The 3,898-nt window shown below is 69.9% G+C and carries 5 protein-coding genes and 1 pseudogene; 3 read left to right on the forward strand and 3 right to left on the reverse strand.

All coding sequences use genetic code 11. From position 1 onward, the window contains the following. Together AC27IO_RS21555 and AC27IO_RS21560 are read left to right on the forward strand one after the other, a co-directional pair. Positions 1-488, forward strand: a 488-nt coding sequence (locus AC27IO_RS21555; RefSeq protein WP_498740683.1) for a TetR/AcrR family transcriptional regulator, incomplete at its 5' end; no start/stop codon positions are given. 31 nt (positions 489-519) lie between these two features. Beyond that, complete coding sequence (locus AC27IO_RS21560) at positions 520-1,296, forward strand: tetratricopeptide repeat protein (protein ID WP_284398069.1); 777 nt, start codon at positions 520-522, stop codon at positions 1,294-1,296. A gap of 10 nt (positions 1,297-1,306) precedes the next feature. Here the strand turns inward: AC27IO_RS21560 and AC27IO_RS21565 are convergent, their stop codons facing one another. Further along, a complete protein-coding gene (locus AC27IO_RS21565; RefSeq protein WP_284429707.1) occupies positions 1,307-2,110 on the reverse strand; it encodes a type III pantothenate kinase in 804 nt (267 codons plus the stop codon). 214 nt (positions 2,111-2,324) lie between these two features. Between AC27IO_RS21565 and lysM the strand changes: the two genes are divergently transcribed. After that, complete coding sequence (gene lysM, locus AC27IO_RS21570) at positions 2,325-2,807, forward strand: peptidoglycan-binding protein LysM (protein WP_272565189.1); 483 nt, start codon at positions 2,325-2,327, stop codon at positions 2,805-2,807. Between the two features lie 111 nt (positions 2,808-2,918). On the opposite strand, the gene AC27IO_RS21575 is transcribed toward lysM, so the two are convergent. Continuing rightward, positions 2,919-3,386, reverse strand: a complete 468-nt coding sequence (locus tag AC27IO_RS21575) for a rhodanese-like domain-containing protein (RefSeq protein WP_317353208.1) — start codon at positions 3,384-3,386, stop codon at positions 2,919-2,921. A 76-nt stretch (positions 3,387-3,462) separates the two neighbouring features. Further along, positions 3,463-3,898: pseudogene (locus AC27IO_RS21580) on the reverse strand (M48 family metallopeptidase); the annotation flags it as partial.

Consider the following 3,898-nt stretch of genomic DNA (forward strand, 5'->3'; position numbering starts at 1 on the left):
CGCGCTACGAGGCGGCCCTGAACGAGCTGCTGGATGCTGCCGACAGCGTGCGCGACGTGGAAGACGCCTGGTTCTTCCTGCACACGCTGTTCGAACTGATCTGGCAGTACCGCTTCCTGTACCGCGACCTGAACGACCTGCTGTCCCGCAACCGCCGCCTGGAGACCCACTTCCAGACCCTGCTCGGGCGCAAGACCCAGGCCCTGCGCACGTTGCTGGGCGGCATGGAGCGCACCGGCGCCCTGCGCCTGGGCACCCGCGATGCCGGCTCCATGGCCACCAGCATGGTGGTGGTGCTGACCTACTGGCTGAGCTTCGAATACGTGAGCGATCCGCGGCACGCGCTGGAGCCCGAGAGCGCGCAGAGCGCCCTGCTGCGCGGCGCGCACCATGTGCTGGACCTGCTCATGCCCTACCTGGAAGACAGCCAGCGCGAGCACCTGCAGGCGCTGAGCGGCGCCTACAGCACCCAGGCCCTGGCCGCCTGACCGACCCACCCCCACCCCGAGGAGACGCACCGTGAAGCCCTGGACGCCCTTCCCGTACTCCGACGCCTACCCCTTCACCGCCGCTTCGGTGCGCAGCCAATGGAAGCGCCTGCATGCGGGCGATGCCGAGCCCTGTCCGGACGATGCCGCCGTGCTCGACGCCTGGGTGCTCTTTCACCGCGGTGCCTTCGAGGAGGCGGCCCGCGCCGGGCTGGCGGCCGGCGGTGCCGGCATCACCGTGGCCAACAAGGCCACCATCGTCTATGCGAACTACCTGGAGCCGCACGAGGACCGGCGCCTGGCGCTGCTGACCGAAGCGGCCGAGCGGGCCAGCGAGCAGATGCGGGCAGAGCCCACCAACCCCAACGCCTGGTTCTGGCATGCCTATGCCATCGGCCGCTACAGCCAGGGGATTAGCGTGGCCAAGGCCATGGCGCAGGGCCTGGGCAGCCGCGTGCGCAAGACGCTGGAGCAGGCCATCGTGCTGTCGCCCATCCATGCCGATGCGCGGCTGGCGCTGGCCGTGTTCCATGCCGAGATCATCGACAAGGTCGGCGAGATGGTGGGCAGCATGACCTATGGCGCCCGCAAGGCCAGCAGCCTGCGGCTTTTCGAGGAGGCCTTCGCCATCAACCCGGACTCGGTGATCGGCAAGATCGAATACGCCAACGCGCTGCTCATCCTGGAAGGCGACCAGCGCATGGGCGACGCCACGCGCCTGTACGAGGAAGTCGCCACCACCCAGCCCGCCGACGCGCTGGAGCGGCTGGGCGTGGAGCTGGCCCAGACCGAACTGGCCGAAGGCTAGCCCCCGCCTTTCAGCGGCGGTCCCGGCCCTCGTCCCGCTCCGCGGCGGTTTTTGCGAAGCGCTGCTCGGCGATGGCCAGCAGGCCGTCGAAGATCAGGTTCTCGACCAAGTCGAACGGCCGGGTCATGCTGGGCGCCATCTTCCAGCCCGCACCGCCGGTCATCATGCAGGCGGGCGCTTCGCCGCAGTGCTGCGTGATGTGCTGCACCATGCGCTCGACCGCGCCGGCGATGGCGTAGGTGCCGCCGCTCGTGAGCGCATCGCTCGTGTTGGTGGGAAACAGGCTCACCTCGCCCGTGGGCACATGCAGGCCCGCCGTGCCGGATTCGAGCGCCCGCAGCATGATCCCGTGGCCGGGCAGGATCAGCCCGCCCAGGAAGCGGCCCTGCGCGTCGATCGCCTCGACCGTCACGGCCGTGCCGACCATCACCACGATCAGCGGGCGCGCCGGGCCCTGCGACAGCAGGCGATGGCGCGCGCCGATCATGGCCACCCAGCGGTCCGAGCCCAGGCGCGTGGGATGGTCGTAGCCATTGACCAGGCCGGCCTCCTGCGCGGACGACACCACCCACTGCGGCAGCACGTCCCACAGCTCCATCTGCTCCATCACGCGGCGACGCACGGCGTCGCCCGCCACCACGCAGCCCAGCATGCGCTCGGGCACGGGCAGCCCGGCCCACGAGCTTTCCGCCAGCCGTTCGATGTTGTCCAGGAATTCAGCGCCGTGGGCGAGCACTGCGGCGCCCGGCTGGGGAGCGTCGTACATCGCCCATTTGAGGCGGGTGTTGCCGACGTCGATGGCCAGAAAAGTCATGCGGGATTATCACGAGTTTTACAAATCGCCTTGACGCGCATGTTTACCCGCACGCGACACGCGGACTCTGCGGCGCCGGCTCGCGGATATCGCGGCACGCGGCACCGCTTGCGGGAGCTGCCTGGCCCTTCGGGCGGCTGTCCGACACGGGCCGGACTGGCGATGGCGCTACAGTGGCCGGTCCGATCCACAGACCATACCAAGGAGCCAGCACATGGGACTTTTCAGCTTCATCAAGGAAGCCGGCGAAAAACTGTTCGGCGGCAAGGATGCCCAGGCCGCAACGGCGGCAGCCCCCACGCAGGACGAACTGAACGCCAAGGCGGGCAAGGCCATCGAGACCTACATCGCCTCGCAGAACCTCGGCGTGAGCAACGTCCAGGTGGCGTTCGCAGGCCCCGAGGGCAAGGTCACCGTGAAGGGCGAAGCGCCCACGCAGGCCGCCAAGGAGAAGGTGACCCTGTGCTGCGGCAATGTGGCCAGCGTGACCAGCGTGGACAACCAGATGTCCGTCACGAATCCCGAGCCCGAAGCGCAATACCACGACGTGGTGCGCGGCGACACCCTCTCGGCCATCGCCAAGAAGTTCTACGGCGACGCCAACAAGTACCCCAAGATCTTCGAGGCCAACCAGCCCATGCTGACGCACCCCGACAAGATCTACCCCGGCCAGAAGCTGCGCATTCCCGCGCTCTGACCGTCCGTCAAAGCGCGCTGCGGCGCGCGCCTCCCAACGGGCCCTCACGGGCCCGTTTTCGTTGCGGCAGGCGCGGCGGCGGGCGATGGCAAGGCAGCGAGCCCTTCGCGCTCAGCCCTGGCGCCACGGCAGGCCGCGAAAGCGCCAGCCGCCCTTCAGATTGCGGTGGCCGTTCTCGTCGGGGTCACCCTCGAAGCCTTCCAGAATGTTGTACGCCTTGAGCCCCAGCTCCGTGGCGCGCCGCGCGGCCGCCACAGAGCGCACGCCGCTGCGGCACAGCAGCACGGCCTGGCGACCCGGGGGCACGGCGGCGAGGATGGCGGCGTCGTACTGGGGGTTGGGCGCCATGCCGGGCCAGTGCTTCCAGGGCACGGCAACGGCGCCGGGCACGAAGCCGACCCAGTCGCGCTCGGCATCGGTGCGCACGTCTACCAGCACGGCCTGGCCCGACTGCACCCATTGCCATGCGAGCTGTGGCGACACATCGCCCGCATAGCCTTCGGCCGGCTGCGGACCGCCGTCCGGAACCGTGGAGGGAGCAGCGGGAGCGGAGGAAGAGGAAGAAGCTTTGGAAGTCATGCGCGGCATTTTGTCAGCACCCGCAACCGGGCCGCGCGGGCTTTCAAGCACTGGCGCCAGGGGCTTGGGCGCGGCGTCAATCCCAGGGCGGCGCGGGTTCGTCGCGCAGGCGCCCTCGCAGGTCGGCGTAGTCGGGCACGACGCTGCGCACGGTGTCCCAAAAGCGCGGGCTGTGGTCCATCACCCGCAGGTGGGACAGCTCGTGGGCGACCACGTAGTCGATGACCGCGGGGCGGTAGTGCAGCAGCCGCCAATTGAGGCGGATGGAGCCGTCGCTGCGCGCGCTGCCCCAGCGCGTCTGGGCGCTGGACAGGCGCAGGCTGCTCCAGCGCACGCCCAGCAGCGGCGCGAAGTGGTCCAGCCGCGCGGTGAAGCGCTGGCGCGCATCGCGCATGAGCCACGCCTGCACCGCATCGCGCACCTGCGCGGCAAGGCGGCGCGGGGCAGGCCGATGTGCAGCTGGCGCTGCCCCTCGGGCCCTCGACCAGCGCGCCGCCCGTGCCGCGAAAGCC

The organism is Acidovorax sp. KNOB132 (assembly GCF_057541515.1).